Raw genomic sequence first — 21,910 nt, 5'->3', positions numbered from 1 at the left:
AAATAATGGATAATTTCTAACTTTGCGACTTTAATAATTCCACCTACATAAAATTCATTATGCTTAGCTTTTTTCAGGGTAAAAATCACCAAATCTACGCTTTAGGACATCACAATCCATTTTCAGAAACTGACTCAGAAAAACTTTTATGGTTACTGGATGCAGAAAAAGTAATTCCTCCTTCTGCATTAAATGGCATTTATGTGGGGCCTAGAAAAGAAATGGTAAGCCCATGGAGTACAAATGCGGTGGAAATAACTCAAACCATGGGACTAACAGGCATCTTCAGAATTGAAGTGTTTGAAAGCATTGATAAGCTAAGTGACATAATTGACCCGATGCTTCAGGCGAAGTATCAAGGCTTGAATGAAAATATTTTCACTATCGATAAACAGCCTGATGCTGTTGAATTAATTGAGGATATTGCAAGCTATAATGAAAAAGAAGGCTTAGCGCTTAGTATAGAGGAAATTGAATACCTTGAACAGGTTAGCAAAGATTTAGCACGTCCTTTGACCGATAGTGAAGTCTTCGGCTTTTCACAGGTCAATTCTGAGCATTGTAGACATAAAATATTCAATGGAACTTTTGTGATCGATGGAAAAGAAATGCCTCACACACTTTTTCAAATGATTAAAAGGACTTCCAAAGAAAACCCGAACAGAATTGTTTCGGCTTATAAAGATAATGTGGCTTATGTTGAAGGACCTGAAGTAGAACAATTTTCCTCTCCTAATCCTGAAAAAGCAGATTATTTTCAAAAAAAGAAGTTTAAATCTGTTATTTCACTGAAAGCTGAAACCCATAACTTCCCAACTACTGTAGAACCATTCTATGGTGCGGCTACAGGTTCTGGTGGCGAAATCAGAGATAGAATGGCAGGCGGAAAAGCGGGAATCCCATTAGCAGGTACTGCCGTCTATATGACTTCATATTCGCGATTAAAAGATAACAGACCATGGGAAAACCAAATGGAAGAGCGACCTTGGTTGTATCAAAGTCCTGTAGATATTTTGATCAAAGCTTCTAATGGTGCTTCAGATTTTGGAAATAAATTTGGACAACCTCTTATTTCAGGTTCTGTATTAACATTTGAACATGAACATGCCGGGAAAAAGTATGGCTATGATAAAGTAATCATGCAAGCTGGTGGAATTGGTTATGGAGTAGCAGAGCAAAGTAAAAAAGATGTTCCACAAAAAGGCGATAAAATTGTCGTAATGGGTGGTGATAACTATAGAATTGGAATGGGCGGAAGCGCGGTTTCTTCTGTTGATACAGGCTCATTTGCCAATCAAATAGAATTAAATGCCGTTCAGCGTGCAAATCCAGAGATGCAAAAAAGAGTGGCTAATGCGATCCGTGCTATGGCTGAATCTTCAGAAAACCCAATTGTTTCTATACACGACCATGGTGCTGGTGGACATTTAAATTGCCTTTCAGAATTGGTAGAAGACACCGGTGGAAAAATTGATTTAAGGAAACTTCCGGTTGGTGACACTACTTTATCAGCAAAAGAGATAGTTGGAAACGAATCCCAGGAACGAATGGGGCTGGTTATAAAAGCAAAAGATATTGCCAAACTAGAAAAAGTATCCCAACGTGAAAGAGCTCCTTTTTATGTAGTTGGTGAAATTACCGGAGACCACCATTTTAGTTTCGAAGATAAAGAAACTGGAAAAAACCCAGTGGATTGGCCTTTGGCTTCCATGTTCGGGAGTGCTCCAAAGACCATTTTAGCAGATCAAAAACAAACTACTCATTTCACTTCCTTGCAATATGACCCTAAAGAAATTGAAGGTTACATTAAGAATGTTTTGAAATTGGAATCCGTAGCTTGTAAAGACTGGCTGACCAATAAAGTGGATAGATGTGTAACAGGAAAAGTAGCTAAACAACAAACTTCAGGACCAATTCAATTGCCTTTAAATAATGTTGCCGTAATGGCATTGGACTTCAAGGGAGAAAAGGGAATTGCCACTTCTATAGGACATGCGCCAGTCAGCGCCTTGATTGATCCAAAAGCGGGTTCTGAACTTTCGATTGCAGAAGCTTTGACTAATATCGTTTTCGCCCCAATTCAAGATGGCTTAAAAGGGATTTCCTTAAGTGCCAACTGGATGTGGCCAGCAAAAAATGAAGGTGAGAATGCCAGGTTATATGAAGCGGTGGAAGCCATTAGTGATTTTGCAATAGATCTAGGCATTAACATCCCAACAGGTAAGGATTCTCTTTCCATGGTTCAGAAATATCCTTCAGGGGATAAAGTTTATGCCCCAGGAACTGTAATTATTTCAGCAGCAGGTGAAGTTTCTGATATACGGAAAACATTGGAAACTGCTTTGATCCCAAATGAGGACAGCCACTTGATCTATATCAATATGGGAAAAGGGAGTTTTGAATTGGGCGGTTCAGCATTCGCGCAAACTAGAGCTTCTTTAGGAGAAAAAACTGTTGAAATAAATTCAGCTTCACATTTCAAGGAAGCTTTTGAAGCTGTTCAGAAATTAATTCATGATAAAAAGATTTTATCTGGGCATGACGTTGGCTCTGGGGGTTTGATTACAAGCATTCTCGAAACAGTATTCCCTCATCAAACCCTCGGACTGGATCTGAATTTTAATGATTTTTCTGAGAAAGATTTAGCAAAATTACTATTTAGCGAACAGGCTGGGCTATTACTACAAATTGATGACAAAACTATTTTTGAGGAGCTAAAAAATAATGGAATTGATGTAGTTTCATTGGGCACAGTAAACCATTCAGCCAAAGTAAATATCATCAAAGACACTCAAAAATTAATTTTTGACGTAAAAGCACTAAGAGACGAATGGTATGAAACTTCTTATTTGCTAGATGAAAAACAAAGCGGAAAGGACTTAGCTAAAGCTCGCTTTGACAATTATAAGAACCAAAGCTTATCGTTTAACTTCCCTGAGCATTTCAAAGGAACTTTCGAGTCTTTAGGATTAGATTCAAACAGAACTACAGAAAGTGGAATAAAAGCAGCCATTATTAGAGAAAAAGGCGTGAATAGTGAAAGAGAAATGGCTTATATGATGTACATGGCCGGCTTTGATGTGAAAGATATTCACATGACCGATTTAATGAGCGGGGCCGAGGATTTATCAGATGTCAATTTCATTGTTTTTACAGGTGGTTTCTCCAATTCAGATGTATTAGGGTCAGCAAAGGGTTGGGCTGGTGCATTTAAATATAATGATCATGCCAAAACTGCCTTAGAGAAATTCTATGCTAGGAAAGATACGATAAGTATGGGCGTTTGCAACGGCTGCCAATTAATGGTAGCATTAGACTTAATTTACCCAGAGCAGAAAGAGAAAATCACTATGGCCCATAATGATTCTAATAAATTTGAATGTTCATTCGTCAATGTGGAAGTACAAGATAATAATTCGGTGATGCTGAGGAGCTTGAAAAACACCAAGTTAGGAATTTGGGTAGCGCACGGAGAGGGTAAATTTGAAATGCCTTTAAACGAATCTGAGTATAATATACCAGTAAAATACAGCTACGAGCAATACCCTGGCAATCCTAATGGGTCAGATTTCAATTCAGCAGCCATCTGCTCCAAGGACGGCAGACATTTGGCCATTATGCCACATTTAGAACGAAGCATCTTTCCGTGGAACTGGGCTCATTACCCTAATGAAAGAAAATCGGATGATATTTCTCCCTGGGTAGAAGCTTTGGTAAATGCCAGGAAATGGGTTGAGAAAGTGTCGTGAAAATGATAAATTTCAAAATCTTCTGTAAATTCAAAACAGAATAGGAATATTATTGTTAAATTGAGACTATGAAAAAATTTTACATACCTCTGCTATTATTATTTTTGATTATAAATGGTTGCTTTGTTTCTAAAGAATATCCAGTAGAATATGATTACAATTTTCTAGGTGATTTTGATAGCTATAAGTCCTTTGACTTCTTCATGACTGAAACTTATATGCCTGAAGCACCACAAAAATTAGTGAAATCAACGATAAAGAGCCATTTAGAACTTTTAGGATATGAATACAATCCAGATAACCCAAGTTTCTATGTTAGCTATTTTTTCATTGAAGATTCCTTGAAATATAAAGGTTATGAACAGCCAAAGATGGAAAGTTTTATCAGGTACCGCAGCGACACTGAAAAAGAGAAAGAAAAGTATCAGAAGAAGAAGTTTCAAATAGATCAAGGAACGCTAGTCATTAATTTCACTGAAAGCAATGATTATTCAATGATTTGGCAAGGATATACCACCGATTTGTATTCAGAGAACATTTTTGATGATCCTAGAAAGATAAGAGTAGCGGTATTAAGCATATTGAATAATTACTCGCACGTGCCAAACAGAAAAAATAATTAATTTTTTTCAACACTTTATTTGCAAATAAAAAATCCATTTCTACCTTTGTATTCCCTTTGCAAGAGGGGCACAGAAAATGCCCGATGGTGTAACTGGCAACACGTCTGTTTTTGGTACAGAAGAGTCTAGGTTCGAGCCCTAGTCGGGCAACAAAATCCCGTCCTTATTAATATAGGATGGGATATTTTATTTTAAGCGCAAAAAAATAAAACCATGTCCTCTGTCAAAATTTTTTCCGGTTCAACGTCAAAATATCTTTCTGAAAGAATAGCAATGAGCTATGGAAAACCACTTGGGGATGTGGAGTTACAAAAATTCAGTGATGGTGAGCTTTCACCTTACTTTACGGAGTCAATTAGAGGTCATCACGTTTTCCTAATTCAATCAACCTTCCCTCCTGCTGACAATATCATGGAATTGCTTTTGATGATAGATGCAGCTAGAAGAGCAAGTGCATATAAAGTAACATTGGTAGTTCCTTATTTTGGCTATGCACGACAAGACCGGAAGGACAAACCTAGAGTGGCAATTGGGGCTAAAATGTTAGCAAATATTTTTGAAGCAGCAGGTGCAGACAGAATTGTAACGTGCGATTTGCATGCAGGTCAAATCCAAGGCTTCTTTAATATTCCGGTAGATCATATGGATGCTTCTGCTATCTTTGTTCCTTACTTACAGGAAAGCATTACTCCCGACACCATTTTTGCATCACCTGATGTAGGAGGTACAGCGAGAGCACGAAAGTATGCTAAGCACTTCCAACTAGATATGGTAGTTTGTGATAAGCAAAGAAAGAAAGCCAATGAAGTGGCCTCGATGCAGGTAATCGGAGATGTTCAAGATAAAGATGTAATCATTTTTGATGACTTAGTCGATACAGCCGGCACATTATGCAAGGCGGCAGATATGTTGAAGGAGAAAGGCGCAAAATCTGTTAGAGCAATTATTACTCACCCAGTCCTATCTGGAAATGCATATGAAAATATTGCTAATTCGCAGTTGGACGAGTTAATCACGACTGATACTTTACCATTAAAGCAAAAGTCTGACAAAATAAAAGTGCTTTCGGTAGCCGATATGTTTGCCAAAGCCATAAGAAAGATTCATGACAATGAATCTATTAGTTCATTGTTTATTTAAGATTTTAGAAATAGTAATTATTCACTTTTAACAAAAATATATTATGAAAACTGTTGAGATTATAGGGTATAAAAGAGCAAATCTTGGCAAAAAAGAGGCGAAAAGATTAAGAGCGGAAGCAATGGTTCCTTCCGTACTATACGGTGGTGACGAACAAATCCACTTTTATGCGCCAATGATTCTTTTTCGCCCGATAGTATTTACTGCAGATGCTCACTTCATTAACATTAACATTGAAGGCGATGAGTACCAAGCAATACTACAAGATGTATCTTTCCACCCAGTAAGCGAAATCATTTTACATGCTGATTTCTTACAATTACATAAAGGAAAGAAAATCAAAATGAACATTCCTGTTCATTTGGAAGGAACTGCACCTGGTGTAACTAAGGGGGGAACTTTGATTCACAAAAGAAGAAATCTTTTGGTAAAAGCTTTACCGAAAGATATGCCTGAGCATATTACTTTAAATATTAGTGCACTTGACTTTGGTAAGTCAATCAAAGTTGAAACAGTATCTGTTGAAAACTGTGAGATTTTAGATACTCCACAGGCATCGATTGCAGTTGTTGAAATTCCAAGAGCACTAAGAGGAAAATCTACGGATGATGAAGAAGATGTTGAAGAGTTAGAAGAAGGAGCTGAAGCACCAGCTGAGGGTGGTGATGCACCGGCAGAAGGAGCTGAAAGCTAATTCACTTTTATACAATTCATCATATTACAAAAAAATCCTGTCTATTTTTTTTTAGACAGGATTTTTTTTGTTCATATGCAGAGTAAAATTTCTAAATTTTGTTTTATCACACCTGCTACTCTTTTGCCCTCCCAGGTTCTGAGCGAATAAATTGAAATTCATCTTTAAAATTAAGATAAACTACATTTAGTAACAGATTCTGGAAAGAACACTATTGGCAGTTAATACAAATTTTACCTGAATTAATTACTTGGATGTTCACCTCCTCCTGAAGGATGCTCCTCTTTGGTAGAATCCGACTCCTCATCACTGCTTGGATGTTCTGAACCACTAACATCTGTAGGATGCTCATTTTTTTCTACTTCCTCCATAACTTCTTCCGTTGATCCTTCTTCAGAAGAGGCCTCTTTCTTTCCATCTCCACAAGATGATAACGCAACTGACAAGAAGAATATAGCTGCTAAAGCCACTATGCCTTTCGATTTGATTTTCTCTAAAATTTCCATAATTCCTAAATTTATTGTGATTAGTTGAATTGAAAGTTATGAAAATATGTACTCAATTCAATTTTAATGCCTAATAAAAACTCTAATCAATTGAATCGTCTCTAATTATTGTATACAAATTCGTTAATTGATTGTACTGCTGCTGATTCCAGTATTTAATGTTCATTAAGCTATGGTTTTGCTCCTGTAATGATTCCTTAATCACTTTGAAGTTATTCTGAACAGCTTTTTGAACCTCCTTTTGATACTGTTCATGACTTTCAAATCGCTCAGAAAGTAAACCTATTTTTAGTTTTTGCTCCTTTAAATCTGCTCGTATAGCTTCTTGTTTCAATCTCATACTGTTATTATCAAGATAAGACTGATACCCAATTGCTCCTATAAATAAGAATAAAAGAAGTAGTATAATACTTGGGATAATAAGGTTTATATTTGACTGCTTTGCTTTTTGGTAAAATTGGTCGGAGGCATTAGGAGCAATGACATACTTTTTAGCTGAATATGAAAATAATTGAATTAATAAGTCCCCATCCGCAATGGTATGTTGTTGATATTCCTCAAAATCATTATTTCCAATTTGCACCGAATTGTCTTCCAGAGGTGTATATGGGATTGAATAACAAAAACCTTCTTCCAACTTTTTTATAAATACAATCAATTGAAAGTACTCCGATAATGCGGCTTGCATATTATCTCCCACTTGAATAAATGCAGTTTGGGTATAAGTAGAAATCTGCAAACAGCTTTTAAAAATAAAAAACGGAGCTATATCTTTCAAATACAAAACATCACCTGCTCTTTTTTCAAGCTCTTTAATTACAGTATGTTCGTAATTTGTAAAGTTCATATTCTCAAAATTAACGTACGATCGTTCTTGGTATAGCTGAAGGCAATCTACTGAGCATTTCGTTGTTCAATAATTGGGTGCTATTGGTAAAGCTACTTACATTAATAACATTATTCTTCTGTCTTCCAATTAATACCACTTCATCTCCTACTTTTGCTTGAGGAATATGGGTAATATCGACCATAAACAAGTTCATATTGATTAAGCCAACAATTGGGGCTTTCTTTCCTCCGATTAAAACATATCCTCTATTAGACAATGCACGCGGATATCCATTAGAATAACCCAAGGGCATTACTGCTATTTTCATTTTATGGCTTGCTTGAAAAGCGGTACCATATCCAATAAAATCTCCTTCTGGTACTTCCCGAATATCCATTATATCCGTCTTCCAACTAAATATTCTTTTCAAGGCACCATCTGACTTCTTATCAGTTTCCTGTAAATGATGATAATATATATCGGGACTAGGCCAAAATCCATATTGTGCAACTCCCACTCTTACCAAATCATAAACGGTATCGGGCATAGCTAATGCGGCCGCTGAGCATGCGATATGTCTAATATTGGGCTCATATTTTTTATCCTTACACTGTTTTAAAAATTCTTTATATTTAGATTTTTGTCTATCAATTTTGAACTGATTACTAAGACTTTCTGCTCCTCCAAAGTGCGTACAAAGACCCTGAAATACAATATGCTCCTTATTCTTTTTCAGAAAATTTATAGCTTTGGGAAATTCATCTGCAGGCATGCCCGTTCTGTTAGCTCCAGTCTCTACCTCAATGTGAACCTTCGCAGCCTTTCCTATTTTTTTCGCAGCTGCCAGTGCTATAGGGAGTCTGTCATAATTGTAAACAAAGAATTCAATATTGTTTTCAATAGCCCACGGAATATCCTCTTCGTAGATAATACCCATAATCATAATAGTACTTTTCTCATGGCAAGCATTTAACACCTCTTCTGCTTCAAATGAAGAAGCCACTGAAAAATGATGAACTCCAGCTTTCTCTGCCATTGGAACAAAAGATTCTATACCATGACCATAGGCATTGGCCTTTACAACAGAGGACAGAATTGCTTTCTTCCCTATCTTCTTTTTTATAAAATTAACATTTGCTTTTAAGGCTGATTGCTTCAGCTCTATCCGTGAAGAGTGTTTTACCATTTTTTCTTTGTTTCCAACCAAGTATAAGATTTACCCCAGCTCTCTTTTGCCAAGGATTTTACTTTTTCTATTTCGGCATTTGGGACATTTTCCATTTTATCTGATGCCTCTAAATCATTAAAATGAAATGCATAAGTCCTTGCAGCAAACTCATGCAAAGGCAGTGATGATTCTCCATGATTTTCACCATTGCCGTACACAGATGGCTTCACATTTTGTCCCCAATCTTGTCTCCCTTCATTATTTGGATTTAAAAAGTAAGCGCGCATAGCTCCAGAGGGATCTTTATCAACCCGAAGCAATGAAACAGCATGAAAACCTAACATTTCACCTTTAGAGCTGGTAATAAAAATACCTACAGGATTCGGGTAAATCAATTTATGGTTTCCATTATAATCAGGATGACACATTGCATAAAATACCTGCACGAAGCCATTAAAATCTACAATAGCATTAGAGAGGTAGTCGTAAGCAGATGCAAAACCAATTTGAATCCATTGTCCGTAAAGGGCGGGATTTACCCATTTATGCGGATCTTCTCCTCGGCCTGAAGCTCTCAACATCATTTCATTATAGACTCTATCCAGCATCGGAACCAAGGTCACTGAAACTGCATCTAAATTGTAATCTAAATTCTGTACCAGACCTTTTCCAGTCACGGAGGCTTTTATTTCCTGACCTTCAAAACGGAATGTGATATCATCTGTTACTGCAGCAGTTTGCACCATATTTATCAATTTTGCTGGCGCATGTTGGCTCCACATACTTATTCCTCTAGCGCTTTGACAGGTTGGATTATTCCCCTGACCAACACCCAATGGCTGACCTAAAATCCTAAACAAGGCGCCAATTAAATATTGCCTAGCGCTAACGGCTTGATGAGGATTTCTGGTAGATTTCAGGATCCTTTCTTCCACTTTTGGGTGAATCTGAATCTCTCCTAAATTTGATAATCCTGATCGTACAGATTCCCTAGCAATCATTCCATTTTCCAACATCTTGGCCAAGCCATAAATGCATTGAGCATTATAGATATGTACTGTTTTTAAAATCAGTTTGGATAAATAGTCAGTAAACTCAAACCATCTACTCTCTCCAGCAGGCGATAATCCTAAACAAACTGGAATGGTTTGTTTGAATTCCTTATGAATCAAAAACTTCAACAAGATCGCCTGATATTGACTTACCAATCCATATCGCAACATAGATGCTCCCATCTCTTGCGCTTCAACATAAATTTCAGAATTGTTTAAACCCTCTAGAACAGATTGGTAATCATCAGTACTCACGTTTTCAGTTCGCTGCGTAGGTCTGTAGATGCTTCTCTGAAAACTTAATAATTTTTGGTCGCCTTCCTTATTTGGGTCTAACTCTATCTTCTCCTTAACTAATGCAATTATTTTTCTTTGCTTTTCAGTTACGACAGGCCTTTGTTCACATATAAGTGTTAATTCTTCGGCTAATGTCTCTTTTACATCATCTAAATGAACGTGCTCTGAAAGAAACTTGAATAAATTATGAACTTTATTCAATTCATGCTCGCTCATAATTAATCGCGTTTCCTCAACCGGTTCGTTGAAGACAAACTCTAAATTCGAAACAATTACCTCTTGAATATAGGCTTCAGCATCTTCCTTTTGGACAATATTTGATTTATAATCACTTTTAGCTATTGCTAATAATCTCAATTCACTTAAAAGCTCTATGGTAGAATTAGGGTGACCACTTTTTAGAGTTCCATTTACTAATCCTGAGACTAATTTGGATGGGTCTGCCCAAGGAGATTCATTAAAGATTCCTCCTTCTGAAATTTCCCCTATAGCACTATAGACTAACGATAGACCTTCTACAGAATCACTCAAGATGTCTATCTGCCCCATCAATCGGTTGGCTTTTTCAGACCTAGTTAGGGATGTTGCGGAAGTGAATTCCTCTAATAGTTCTCTAAGTTTTTGATTGCTATTATCAATAATTGTTTGATTCCCCATGGAATACTAAAAATTTTAAAGATTCATTGTCAAAAGTAAAATATGACAAGCATTAATGGTATTGATCAAGATTCAATATAATATATATGAAATAATTTAAAGCATGAAAGGCGCAAGATCAAACTTGCGCCAGTTAAACTTCTCTCTTGGTTTATATTTAATGATAGAAATCTACATTTTCATAATGCAATAGTAATTCCGTCATTCGATCAGGATCTTCCCCCTTAAAGTTTACGGTACCAAAATGATTCCCGAATCCATCTCTGTCACTTATTTTTTGAGTGCTCAAAGGGGGTACCAAATTATGATCTAAGAAATACGGTTCCTCTTTCAATTCCTCCGGTATTTCTAATTTAGAAATTTGATTTTTATGAGGATATATCATAACATTTCCGTAGAAATTTTTTGGCCGTGCGTCAGGAGCAGGTAATATCTTATTTAACTCCTCTTCTGACAGATTAGGATCATGACATAATACAAAAGCACCTAAGGCATCAAAGTCGTAAGCCTTGCCTGCCAACTCTAGGATATGTCCCCCTGGAATTCTACAAGCGACCTCACCGAAACTGAGTGTGTCATCTTCAGTCAAGAACCATTCTGGATGAATCATGCCATACTCTATCCCGAACAAGTCAACCAGCTTTTGCATTTCCTTCATTATTTTATCACGCTTAGTATGCAAGTGGTTTCCTTCGGGAATGAAATTCGAATAGCCTAACTTTACATATTCCGTGATATTTAGAAACCTAATTTTTCCTTTGTGTACAAAGGCCTCGCAAGAGAATTCAGTTCCTGGTAAATGACTTTCAGCTAGACAAGGGAAGTCATCTTCTTCACATTTTTCCTCGATATCAGACATTGAACGCAATAACCTATGTCCAACAGTCCCGGCAGAGGCAAAAGGTTTAATATGTACCCAGCTATCTTCTTCTCCATCCACTTGCAGATTAGCTTGATTTAATCTTTTCATGAATGCCTTTACTCCTTCTTTATTATAAACCTCTTCAAATAAACCTACACGTAACCCCCCAATCAAAGCTTTTCGTTTCATCATGGCTTTATTTCTAAATAAAAAAGCGCGATTCAAAACTCTTGGATCATCTCTGTAAATTGAGTTTAGTGCCCCAGCCCACTCCACTGTTTCTTCAAACAAGGGAACTGCAACATCAACATTAAAGGGTTTTAATTTCTCATGTAAATCTAAGGAGTTTGAGGTATCACTCCATTCATCAAATTGATAAGAAACAAATGGGATATCATGCTCTTTAGCATATTCCTCAAAATCGGGAAACGATACCACCACATAAGGTTTATTGAGTTTTTGCATACTCTCGATTACGGGTAAACTCCAACCCATTAGTGCAAAGCAATTCGCCATAGTTCTTATAGTTTAGTTTAAATTTTAGTAATTCACTAATATAAACTATAAAATTACCAAGTCCGATATATTACTATGATATCTGTAAATATGAACAAGTGGGAAGTCAATGATCGATTGGCTCTTTAAATTTTAAGATTGCCAGAAAATGTTAGGATAAAAAATGATTGGAGACTAAATCAATTATTGTAATTTTGATGACTAATTTATTAGCGGCAAACAAATCTCTCAGACAAGTAATTTTACTTTTCAATTACAATCAAATGCAGGATATCATCATAATTGGCGGTGGAATAGTAGGATTAGCTACAGCACTTAAAATAAAGCAGAAAAATAGGAAACGCTCCGTTTTATTATTAGAGAAAGAAGAGAAATTGGCTCTTCATCAAACAGGTAATAATAGTGGTGTTATTCATTCTGGTGTTTATTACAAGCCGGGAAGTTTGAAAGCAAAAAACTGCATTGATGGCTACGACCAATTGATCAAATTCTGTGATCAGGAAGGTGTTCCTTATGAATTATGTGGTAAAGTAATTGTTGCCACTGACAAAAGTGAGCTTCCTACTCTATCGATGATTGAAGAAAGAGGCGCACAAAACGGTCTGAAAAATCTCAAAAGACTTACGAAAGAAGAAGTTAAGGAGCATGAACCCTATGTCAATGGAATCGCTGGAATCCATGTACCGCAAACGGGGATCATTGATTACACTGCCGTTTCCTTGAAATATGCTGAAAAATTTAAAGAATTGGGGGGTGAAATCGCTCTAGGCCAAAAAGTAATTGATATTCAAGAAAAGAATGGAAATACGATCATAATTACAAATAAAGATAGTTTTGATACAAAATTAGTGGTGAATTGTGCTGGATTGTACTCTGATAAAATTGCCAAGCTTACATCGGAAAAACTTGATTTAAAAATCATTCCTTTCCGTGGCGAATATTTCATGATAAAACCAGAAAAGCAATATTTAATCAAGAACCTGGTGTACCCTGTTCCTGATCCAAATTTCCCATTTTTAGGGGTTCATTTTACACGAATGATCAATGGTGGAATTGAAGCAGGTCCTAATGCCGTATTGGCTTTCAAACGAGAAGGCTATCGAAAATCATTATTTAATTTAGTGGAATTGGGAGAATCATTGGCATGGCCCGGCTTTCAAAAAGTTGCGGCTAAATATTGGAAAACCGGCTTCGGAGAAATGTACCGTTCTTTTTCAAAATCAGCTTTTACCACAGCTCTTCAAAAACTATTACCTGATATTACTGAAAGCGATTTGACTCCAGGTGGCGCTGGAGTGAGAGCTCAAGCCTGTGATAGAAATGGAGGATTAATAGATGACTTTTTGATAATTGAGGAGCAGAACGCTATTAATGTTTGTAATGCGCCCTCTCCTGCTGCTACATCTTCTTTATCCATTGGAGATCATGTAAGTGATTTGGCATTGAAAAGGTTTTAAGTTCATTGTACTGTAATTGCAGGGAATTACTGAACTTATTATTAATAGCAAAAAAATCTTATAGAAAAGTTCAACTTACAGTATATTAAGTACTTATAGTTCAAATTCTCAGACTTCAAATGAAAAAGTCAGTATTACCTTTTTAATTCTAAGTTTATCCCTAAACTAATTTTAGAATTCTTCCATTTTCCCCAATTACCGTTAACGTAGGAGTATATTATGTTTGAGTCCTTACTTTCATACAAATTAAATATTGGGTAGTACTCACTAATAATTACTTCTTGATTGGTATTATAATCAGTCTCATTTAACATTATTTTATTTTGATCAATAATCAATTTTTCATACCCAATAAAAATACCGTTTTCAGGAATTCTAATACCTAAATCCTTTAAACTAATTCTGTAAACCTCTTTCCCAGCACTTATTTTCTTGATAAGGTCTTCTAAATATAGAAGATCACCTGGTATTTTGTGTTCAGTCGCCTCATATATTCTAATATTTATCAAACTTCTAACTCTATTTTTTAAGCCTAGATTTATTCTCACTAATTTATACAAAAGAAAATTGTCAGCAGGAAAATATTGCACATGAATGCTAGGTTTAGATTCAGTGGTACTTAGTGAACCCATTGAAGTCAAATTTTCAAAATCAATGCCTTTTTTTACTCTTCTTGGTCCTTCAACTTCTTCAGACAAATTCAATCTTGTCTTCTTAATTGGGGTTAAGAAAACATCATATTTACTAGAATCTGGTTTTACTTTAAGTACTTCATAACCAACCTTATTAAAATTTAAAAACCGACTAGTATCCAGTTCATCAAATTTGAAGCTGCCTGACTCATTTGCGGTGGTTCCTACACTTATTTCATCATTAAAGTACCAGATATTTACATATGACAAGCTTTCACCAGTAGCTTTGTCATACACAGAACCAGATAATTGTCCTTTTAAATTATTGGAGAAGATCAGAAAAATCAAAATTGCAATTACTCGCATATTTAGTTAAGAATTATTTAAATTGAATTTTAAAACTTAAACATAGTTACTAAATAATGGCCAAAGAAATAATATCATATTTTCAAGAAAACTGGCAATTGCCTCCGGAGCTCCAATACAAAATCTTTTACACAGTTGTTGCTGTTCTCATTTTAGTTTTGCTGAAAGTAGTGGCCTTAAAAATTGTTTTCAATAGATCTCAAGAGGTTAAAGAGCGTTACTTTTGGAAAAATAGTGTAAATAATACCTATTATTTTCTGCTACTTGTTTTTCTATTCAATATCTGGGTCGAACAGGTTGAATCACTTGCCACTCTAGTAGGTTTAGTGGGTGCTGGTTTGGTGATAGCCCTTCAAGCTCCTGTGATGAATATAGCTGGCTGGATTTTCATCGTTATCCGAAAACCATTTGATGTAGGCGATAGAATTGAGATTAATGGAGTAGCTGGTGACGTGATCGATATACGGTTTTTCCAATTTACGATCAATGAAATCGGTAATTGGGTAGCAGCTGATCAAAGTACGGGAAGAATCATCCATATACCCAATGGAGAAATTTTCAAATCAACTCAGGCCAATTACGACCAAGGTTTTAGCCATGTGTGGGATGAGCTCAGCCTCCGGGTCACCTTTGATAGTGATTGGAAAAAAGCAAAACAACTTTGCGAGAAAATAGTGAATGAGCATGCTGAGGAATTATCTTTCTCTGCCAAAAGAAAATTATTGGAAGCCTCTAAAAAGTTTATGATCTTTTACAGTAACCTTACTCCTTATGTGTACACATCTGTGGAAGATTATGGTATTAAACTTACGATGCGTTATTTAACTTTACCTAAAAAAAGAAGAGTAGCACAGCACGAAATTTGGGAGGACATTTTAGAAACTTTTCAAAAATATGATAATATCCATTATGCATATCCTTCACAAAGAATCTATTTTGATTCTCAAACCGAATTAGGAAAGCATGATGGTAATAAGAAAAACTAATCTGAATTAAGACGCTAAATGATGATTGCATCGGTATTTTCAGATTAATCCTTCGTTAGTGGAGATAAATTTATATTTTTGCCTAAACACAATTCAGAAAACTATGTCGAATAACTTATTAGCAGGAAAAAAAGGAATTATTACCGGTGCTTTAGATGAGAACTCTATTGCTTGGAAAGCGGCACTAAAAGCAAAGGAACAAGGTGCTCAATTTGTGTTAACCAATGCACCTGTTGCCATGAGAATGGGTGGAATACAAGAATTGGCTAAAGAATGTAATACCGAAGTTATCCCAGCTGATGCTACCTCAATTGAAGATATCACTAAATTATATACTGAATCGAAAGAAATATTAGGTGGAAACTTTGATTTCATTTTGCACTCAATTGGTATGAGCCCGAATGTGAGAAAAGGAAAACAATACCATGACCTTAATTATGATTGGTTGCAAAAAACCTACGATATCTCTGCCGTCTCATTTCACAAAATGATGCAAACAGCTGATAAAATGGATATAATGAATGAGTGGGGCTCCATTTTAGGTCTGTCTTATATTGCAGCTCAACGAACTTATCCATTCTACAACGATATGGCCGATGCAAAAGCGCTTTTAGAGTCAATTGCTAGAAGTTACGGCTACAGATTTGGGAAAACTAAAAAAGTGAGGGTAAATACCATTTCACAATCTCCAACTCCTACTACAGCTGGTTCAGGTATAAGTGGATTTAGCTCATTCTACAACTTTGCAGAGAAAATGTCTCCATTAGGAAACGCTACTGCAGAAGAATGTGCTGACTATATTATCATGATGTTCTCAGACTTCACGAAAAAAGTAACGATGCAGAATCTTTTCCATGATGGTGGTTATTCATTTACTGGTATTTCAGAAGAGTTGATTGAGGAAATGAAGTAAAAACTTTAAATCACCAAACCTGTCAGGTTGACCTTAAGAGATTGTTGCTGTGAATAATAAACTACTGCGCTATTTTCTAAAAAAACCTGACGGGTTTTTAAAATCTATTGATGCTCACATTTCCCAATGCCAAAATTAATTTAGGACTTAATATCAATTCGAAAAGAGCGGATGGTTATCATAATATTGAATCCTGTTTCTACCCTATTCCTTTAAAGGATTCATTGGAGATTATTCCTTCTAAAGCATTAAAATTCAGTTCAACGGGTCTTCCAATCCCCGGTAATTCAAATGATAATTTAGTACTAAAAGCTTATCATTTAATTCAATCTGATCACGATATTCCACCTGTAGAAATTATTCTACATAAAAATATTCCTATGGGAGCTGGAATGGGTGGTGGCTCAGCAGATGGGGCGTTTATGTTGACATTGCTTAATAAGTATTTCAATCTCAGTATTTCAAATGAAAAGCTAGAAGATTATGCTTTGAAATTAGGGAGTGACTGTCCCTTTTTTATTGCAAACAAACCCAAATTTGTAAGTGGAAGAGGTGAGGTTTTTGAAAGCACTAAAATCGATCTATCTGGATACTATTTAGGCATGATGTTTCCAAGTATTCATATTGGAACTGCAGAAGCCTACAGTGGTGTGAAACCACAGCAATTAGCAATTTCTGTAAAAGATATTATAGAAAAATATCCAATTGAAGAATGGAACGAAATATTGAAAAATGATTTTGAAGATGGCATATTCTTAAAACACCCATCTCTACTGGATCTAAAAAATAGATGCTACCATAACGGGGCGATTTATGCAAGTATGACGGGGAGTGGTTCTACAATCTTTGGGATATACAGCAAAGATACTGATCCAAGCTCTATAATAGCAGACAAAATAATTCTATTGTAGAATGAAAATAAAAAACCTCGATAGAAATATTCGAGGTTTTCAGTTCGTAGACATAAAGTCTTATTTCATTGATGGTGGTAAAATTACTTTATCAATTACATGAACAACGCCATTTGATGCTTCAACATCAGCCATTGCTACTTTAGCCCCATTCACAGAAGCTCCGCCTTTAAGACTAATATTTACTTCTTCTCCCTGAACTGTTTTGGCTTTTTGTCCCTCCTTTAGGCTTGAAGACATCACTTTTGCTCCCACCACATGATAAGTCAAAACAGCAATTAACTGATCCTTATTTTCTGGTTTTAGCAAAGATTCTAATGTTCCAGAGGGCAAAGCTTCAAATGCTTTATTGGTCGGTGCAAAAACCGTAAAAGGACCTTTCCCACTGAGGGTTTCTACAAGGCCTGCAGCCTTTACTGCTGTTACTAAAGTAGAAAGTGATTCAGTACCTACTGCTAATTCAACAATGTTTTTGTCTTGAGCTTTTACTGAAAAGGACAGACCCAAAACTACAACGCTTAATACAATTGATTTTAATAACTTTTTCATACTGGTGTTTTTTTTAGTGAAGTATGGAAACAGTATGTTACTGATAATGTTTAAGTTATATCTATAATAATAGTTTAATTAGAATGTGTTGCAAGTATACAGCTTGAGCAATTGTATTATTTTCTTTTCTTATAAACTAGTTGATGTCCATTTAGATCTTATCGATAAAGTTCCACCTAATTTTATCAGAATTCCCTTTTCTATTAAATCTTCTAACTTTTCGCTGCACGTAATTCAATTCCCTGTACTGGTCTTCTAATCTCCTTAATTCAATTCTTTGCTCAATAAGAGCTTGGCGGTAAGACTGTACTCGATTGACTAATTCATTATTTCTTAGCTCATCATCTGTTTCATCTTCAATGGAATAAGTAGCAAGATAGCTCTTATTTCGAACTATGGATTTCTCGACATCTTCTAGCCGTCCTTTCAAATTAATTACTTTATTTTCCTGATTAAAAGCTAATGCATTAACACTACTAGTGATAGCCAAAAGTGCCCCAGCATAGGGTATTGCCTCATTAGCAATGGTATGATCTTCAAAGAAAGCTCCTGTCGCACTAAAACTATCCAAGAAAAATGTTGTGAAAAGCAAACCTTTTTTTAGCCGTTGGTTTCTTTGTATTCTATGATCTAATTCTCTGATTTGCTTTCTTAAGCCTACCAGCAAAGCATCTGTGGACTTCTGATAATCTGTCAATTGATTATACAATCTATCGGTATTTACACCCTCATTTACAGTTACATTAAAGAACTTACTATCTGTTGCCCCTTCTGGATCAGTCACAGTAAACAATACATCGTACTGCACAGAAATTCCATCAGCTTTTACAATATCAAACCCTAAGGTATCACTCATTAAAAATAACCTATCCCCTTCTTGCTGAACATAAAGCCAATCCGGTTCATTTTCTAGTGAATATTTTAGTTCTGCAATAGGATGATTGTTATCACGAACAAACACTCTTCTCTTAATATCATAACCTTCTCGAATGCTTAAATTGCTTAATTTGGTTATTAATGGCGGGTCATTTTTTTCACTTTTCAAAATTGTGATTTCCTTTTCCACAAAATGTTTAGAATCTTCGGCTTCTTCGGCCTTTAATTTAATCTTTAAGGGAAAAATAGAACTGATATTGCTCATTTCCATTGCACTTAAACTCCATGTGAAAATGCCTCTCTCATCAATTGTTGGTGCACCAACGGTTACTGGAATATCTACTGAATAAACAATAGGATCATTATTTGGATCATTTACTGAGAAATCTATATCCAATTCCTGATCAGCAGTAATAATATAGGTATCGTTTACATTGTTTCTCAATTCTGGAGGCAATTCCTGGCCTATCACCTGAAATCTAAATTTTCTTCTATTCACAGCATTTGTATTGTCAATGGCTATTAAATCCAAATCGAAATATTTTTTTGCTGCTTGGCTTTGGCTTGGTTTCCAATCTAAAAGCAGCCGATTTCCTACTACATGTGTTTCTGCTTGCTCAATAGTGCTCAGATCAGTATCGTTGTTCCAAATGTAGGTTAAAACCACATCGTCAGCATTTCTACTGTTTCTAGTTGACGCAATAAATTCTAGATTATAATCCTCCCCTTGCAATAGTTTAATAAATGCCCTACTGTCCAGAGAATCAGGTTCCATTTTTATTGAAGGCACCGATGTTATGGAATTTACTTTTATTAATGTTTTTGAAGTGGAAACAATTTGATCAAGGGAATCCTTTAAATAAAAATATACGGAATGAAGTCCAATATCATCGTTTGATGTTTCCCAGAAGAACTCCCCTTCTTGATCATCAAAATTGGCATCCAAAATATCACTTTTCCATGTAAGTTTATAGTTTAGATTCTCTTCTTTATTGTACTTCACTAAGAAAACAACCCCGTCCCCGACCATTGTTTCCACTAATTCAGGGGATTCAAGAGCATCGTTTTCCTGAGCGAAACCGCCAAAAGAAATAAAAAATATAAAGAAGGTCAGTACTGGAAATTTCAACATTATTAATTGAATTATCTTAATATATCACTTTGCAATGCTCTCCTTTTCATTACTCTATTCACAATAGGATAGCAAAGCACAGAAAGCAAAATAATGGATGTTCCTACATAAAATCCGAAACTCATTTTCTCTTCCTCACCAAAAATAAGAAAAGCTAAGATAATTCCATAGATTGGTTCTAAGTTTACTGTAAGATTTACTACAAAAGCACTTAATACTTTTTGCACCTTAACAGACATTGAAAATGCCAATACTGTACAAATTACTGCTAAAATTATAAGGTAAAACCAATCCCATTGATTAGGAATAAAATCTACAATTTCTGAATTGAAATAACTTAAATAAAGGGGTATTAGAATAATAGAACCTATTAAGGCGCCCATCATTTCATAAAAAGTAATAACATAATGATTATGGTGATGTGTAAGCTTACCATTCAAGACCGTAAATACACTCGCTAAAATAGCAGAGATTATGGCCATTATAAGCCCTTCCAAATATTGAAATTCTACACTAAAGATAATGTATAGACCCATTACGACTAGAATACCCAAGGCTAATTCATAAATTTTAATTTTTCGACTACTCATTAATGGTTCTATTAAGCTAGTCCAAAAAGAACAAGTAGCAATCCCTACGAGACAAACTGAAGCAGAAGATACTCGAGCAGCAGCAAAAAACAAAATCCAATGAAGTCCTATAATCAGTCCCACCCCAAGTATTTTCAAAAACTCTTTGAATCCCACCTTAAAACTTAGCTTCCAGAAATACAGGATAAATAGAAGTGTGACCGTGGCAAATAAAGTCCGGTAAAAAACAACAGCAACTGCAGATATATTAATAAGAAGACCCAAAATTGCTGTCAGTCCCCAAATCAAAACTATAAAATGCAATTGCAGATAGTTTTTAGCCTCTATTGTCATCGTGGTACAAATTTGTATAGAATTAAGCCCACTAAACTAAAAGTAATATTAGGTAACCAAACTGCTAAAATAGGATTCATCGTAGAGTTTTCAGCTATAGCTTTACTTAAAATAAAGAAAATAATGAATACAAATGCTATTACAAAGCCCAAAGCAATTTGAAATCCTGTACCGCCTCTTTTCTTTTTTGACGAGACCACCACTCCTATAAAGGTCAAGATTATAGCTGCAAAAGGTGCCATAAAACGAATATAACGTTCAATTAGATATACTTTCACATTATCTGCACCTCTTTCTTTAAGTAAATCGATATAATTATTTAGCTCGGTTAAAGTAAGGGTTTCTTGCAATCCATAAGTATTTCCAAAATCTTTGGGAGTGATATTTAAAACTGTATCCAATTCCTTTCCTTCCTCAAAGGTTTCTTCCAAACCATTAAATTTCCTCAAGGTCCAATCTTTAACTTTCCAATTGCTTTGAGCCGAGTCCCATTCAATTCTTCTAGCACTCAACTTTTCCTTCAAGTTTTTATCTTCAATCAGTTCTAAGGTAAACCGATACCCAACATCCCTTTGATTATTGTAACTTTCCATATAAACATATGTCTCTGGAGCAATTTTCAAATGGATATCTCTATCGGTAAAATAAAATGGCTTTTTAATATAGGTGGTTTCAAAGGCAATTCTGGTTTTATTGGCATCAGGAATTACATATGCATTTAGATAGAAGCTTAATATGGCTACCAATCCTGCACCCATCATATAAGGAACCAATAGTCTTCTAAAACTCATACCACTTGACAGCATAGCAACAATTTCTGTGTGCCCTGCCATTTTACTAGTCACAAAAACAGCGGCTATAAAAATGGTAATTGGTGTAATTAAATTGCCAATCCAAGGAATAAAAGCTCCGTAATAAGGTAAAATCTCCAAGAAACTCAAATTATGTTCCATGAAGTCATCATTTTTCTCAGTATAGTCAATAACCGTTACTATTGCCAGAATAATGAGGACCACGAAAATAAAAGTGGATAAGAACTTCTTGAGAATATATTTGTCGAGTAGCTTCATAT

18 protein-coding genes and 1 tRNA gene are annotated in these 21,910 nt (G+C 35.4%); 9 read left to right on the top strand and 10 right to left on the bottom strand.

Going from position 1 to position 21,910, the window contains the following annotated elements:
• Positions 1-59 precede the first annotated feature (59 nt).
• The 5 genes from purL to Q3Y49_RS14100 all read left to right on the top strand — a co-directional run bounded on the left by purL (position 60) and on the right by Q3Y49_RS14100 (position 6,206).
• Positions 60-3,749 carry a phosphoribosylformylglycinamidine synthase gene (gene purL, locus Q3Y49_RS14120; protein ID WP_303269027.1) on the top strand — a complete coding sequence of 1,230 codons (3,690 nt, stop codon included), beginning with the start codon at positions 60-62 and terminating at the stop codon, positions 3,747-3,749.
• A gap of 68 nt (positions 3,750-3,817) precedes the next feature.
• A complete protein-coding gene (locus Q3Y49_RS14115) occupies positions 3,818-4,372 on the top strand; it encodes a DUF4136 domain-containing protein (RefSeq protein ID WP_303269026.1) in 555 nt (184 codons plus the stop codon).
• Positions 4,373-4,449: 77 nt separating this feature from the next.
• Positions 4,450-4,522: transfer RNA gene (locus tag Q3Y49_RS14110), tRNA-Gln, on the top strand.
• A 63-nt stretch (positions 4,523-4,585) separates the two neighbouring features.
• Positions 4,586-5,512 carry a ribose-phosphate pyrophosphokinase gene (locus Q3Y49_RS14105; RefSeq protein ID WP_303269025.1) on the top strand — a complete coding sequence of 309 codons (927 nt, stop codon included), beginning with the start codon at positions 4,586-4,588 and terminating at the stop codon, positions 5,510-5,512.
• A gap of 43 nt (positions 5,513-5,555) precedes the next feature.
• Positions 5,556-6,206 (top strand): 50S ribosomal protein L25/general stress protein Ctc, encoded by a 651-nt coding sequence (locus tag Q3Y49_RS14100; protein ID WP_303269024.1) that lies wholly within the window; start codon positions 5,556-5,558, stop codon positions 6,204-6,206.
• 242 nt (positions 6,207-6,448) lie between these two features.
• Here the strand turns inward: Q3Y49_RS14100 and Q3Y49_RS14095 are convergent, their stop codons facing one another.
• From Q3Y49_RS14095 to Q3Y49_RS14075, 5 genes are all read right to left on the bottom strand, one after another.
• A complete protein-coding gene (locus Q3Y49_RS14095; protein WP_303269022.1) occupies positions 6,449-6,712 on the bottom strand; it encodes a hypothetical protein in 264 nt (87 codons plus the stop codon).
• Between the two features lie 82 nt (positions 6,713-6,794).
• Positions 6,795-7,559 (bottom strand): hypothetical protein, encoded by a 765-nt coding sequence (locus Q3Y49_RS14090; RefSeq protein WP_303269021.1) that lies wholly within the window; start codon positions 7,557-7,559, stop codon positions 6,795-6,797.
• A 10-nt stretch (positions 7,560-7,569) separates the two neighbouring features.
• Positions 7,570-8,727, bottom strand: coding sequence for an alanine racemase (gene alr, locus Q3Y49_RS14085; protein ID WP_303269019.1), 1,158 nt, complete (start codon positions 8,725-8,727; stop codon positions 7,570-7,572).
• Positions 8,721-10,715, bottom strand: a complete 1,995-nt coding sequence (locus Q3Y49_RS14080; protein WP_303269018.1) for a hypothetical protein — start codon at positions 10,713-10,715, stop codon at positions 8,721-8,723. Before Q3Y49_RS14080 ends, alr begins: the two co-directional genes overlap by 7 nt.
• 157 nt (positions 10,716-10,872) lie before the next feature.
• Positions 10,873-12,093: an ATP-grasp domain-containing protein gene (locus tag Q3Y49_RS14075; RefSeq protein WP_303269017.1), complete on the bottom strand. Its 1,221-nt coding sequence runs from the start codon at positions 12,091-12,093 to the stop codon at positions 10,873-10,875.
• 263 nt (positions 12,094-12,356) lie between these two features.
• Between Q3Y49_RS14075 and lhgO the strand changes: the two genes are divergently transcribed.
• A complete protein-coding gene (gene lhgO, locus Q3Y49_RS14070) occupies positions 12,357-13,550 on the top strand; it encodes an L-2-hydroxyglutarate oxidase (RefSeq protein WP_303272112.1) in 1,194 nt (397 codons plus the stop codon).
• Positions 13,551-13,684: 134 nt separating this feature from the next.
• Here lhgO and Q3Y49_RS14065 read toward each other — a convergent pair whose 3' ends face one another.
• Positions 13,685-14,548 carry a peptidase associated/transthyretin-like domain-containing protein gene (locus tag Q3Y49_RS14065; protein ID WP_303269016.1) on the bottom strand — a complete coding sequence of 288 codons (864 nt, stop codon included), beginning with the start codon at positions 14,546-14,548 and terminating at the stop codon, positions 13,685-13,687.
• Between the two features lie 56 nt (positions 14,549-14,604).
• Here Q3Y49_RS14065 and Q3Y49_RS14060 point away from each other — a divergent pair, with 56 nt between their 5' ends.
• From Q3Y49_RS14060 to ispE, 3 genes are all read left to right on the top strand, one after another.
• Entirely contained in the window at positions 14,605-15,534 is a 930-nt protein-coding gene (locus Q3Y49_RS14060) for a mechanosensitive ion channel family protein (RefSeq protein WP_303269015.1), read from the top strand.
• Positions 15,535-15,637: 103 nt separating this feature from the next.
• Positions 15,638-16,447 (top strand): enoyl-ACP reductase FabI, encoded by an 810-nt coding sequence (locus Q3Y49_RS14055; RefSeq protein WP_303269014.1) that lies wholly within the window; start codon positions 15,638-15,640, stop codon positions 16,445-16,447.
• Positions 16,448-16,557: 110 nt separating this feature from the next.
• Complete coding sequence (gene ispE / locus Q3Y49_RS14050) at positions 16,558-17,358, top strand: 4-(cytidine 5'-diphospho)-2-C-methyl-D-erythritol kinase (RefSeq protein ID WP_303269013.1); 801 nt, start codon at positions 16,558-16,560, stop codon at positions 17,356-17,358.
• 60 nt (positions 17,359-17,418) lie between these two features.
• Here the strand turns inward: ispE and Q3Y49_RS14045 are convergent, their stop codons facing one another.
• From Q3Y49_RS14045 to Q3Y49_RS14030, 4 genes are all read right to left on the bottom strand, one after another.
• Entirely contained in the window at positions 17,419-17,907 is a 489-nt protein-coding gene (locus Q3Y49_RS14045) for a fasciclin domain-containing protein (protein ID WP_303269012.1), read from the bottom strand.
• A gap of 151 nt (positions 17,908-18,058) precedes the next feature.
• Positions 18,059-19,915 (bottom strand): hypothetical protein, encoded by a 1,857-nt coding sequence (locus Q3Y49_RS14040; RefSeq protein WP_303269011.1) that lies wholly within the window; start codon positions 19,913-19,915, stop codon positions 18,059-18,061.
• 11 nt (positions 19,916-19,926) lie between these two features.
• Positions 19,927-20,838: a DMT family transporter gene (locus Q3Y49_RS14035; RefSeq protein ID WP_303269010.1), complete on the bottom strand. Its 912-nt coding sequence runs from the start codon at positions 20,836-20,838 to the stop codon at positions 19,927-19,929.
• Positions 20,835-21,908 carry an LptF/LptG family permease gene (locus Q3Y49_RS14030; protein WP_303269009.1) on the bottom strand — a complete coding sequence of 358 codons (1,074 nt, stop codon included), beginning with the start codon at positions 21,906-21,908 and terminating at the stop codon, positions 20,835-20,837. Before Q3Y49_RS14030 ends, Q3Y49_RS14035 begins: the two co-directional genes overlap by 4 nt.
• Between the last annotated feature and the right edge of the window lie 2 nt (positions 21,909-21,910).

Source organism: Marivirga harenae (assembly GCF_030534335.1).
Lineage (GTDB): Bacteria > Bacteroidota > Bacteroidia > Cytophagales > Cyclobacteriaceae > Marivirga > Marivirga harenae.
The sequence above is the reverse complement of the archived record's forward strand: the minus strand, read 5'-3'. Positions and strand labels throughout refer to the sequence as shown.